Raw genomic sequence first — 736 nt, 5'->3', positions numbered from 1 at the left:
AACCATCTTGGCCAGTGGCCCTGTGCGGCCACACCGAAAGGCCGAACATATGGAAGCAAGCGATCCGATCAAAAAATCTGCAAAAAACACTTGCAAGGGGGAGCCGTCCACATAAGGGATGAGGATGGAGTGGTGGTCGAACTCCTCGGACCATATGGTCACATCAACAGTTGTAGTCGCCGCACATCCCGGTCCCTCATTCCTGTGCTCGTCACAGGAATCCAGTCAGGCCAAGTCATTGGACTGGAAAGACTCTTCCGCGCCGCAGACGCGGCGCTGCTGGATCCCTGTGACGAGCACAGGGATGAGGATGGAAGGGGTGCGGTCCCTCGAAGCACTTCCCATAGGCCGTGCGGATAGGGGAGCGAAGGTTGCCGTAACACCCGTGCCCGCCTCCCTCGTATCTGCATGTTAGAAATTTCGTGCGATGCCGCACATCCCCGGACCCTCATTCCTGTGCTTGTCACAGGAATCCAGCCAGGCCAAGTCATTGGACTGGAAAGACTCTTCCGCGCCGCAGACGCGGCGCTGCTCTCATCCCTGTGACGAGCACAGGGAAGAGGGTGGAGAGGGTCCCTCGGCGCGTTTCATAAACCGTGAAGATAGTGGGAGATATCTTCCCATTCCGGGTTCAATTCTTCTATCAACTTAAGCTTCCACTTCCTCGGCCATTTCTTCATCGTCTTCTCCCGCATGATGGCGGAAGTCAGCAGGTCGAACTCCTCGAACCACACCA

General features: G+C 56.7%; 1 pseudogene. It reads right to left on the bottom strand.

What is annotated here, in order from left to right:
* Positions 1–587: 587 nt before the first annotated feature.
* Positions 588–736 (bottom strand): annotated as a pseudogene (locus tag ACFHWW_RS33965) (GIY-YIG nuclease family protein); the annotation flags it as partial.

Source organism: Sinorhizobium sp. P24N7, assembly GCF_042436655.1.
Taxonomy (GTDB): Bacteria; Pseudomonadota; Alphaproteobacteria; order Rhizobiales; family Rhizobiaceae; genus Sinorhizobium; species Sinorhizobium meliloti_A.
This window is presented reverse-complemented; position numbering and strand designations above follow the sequence as displayed.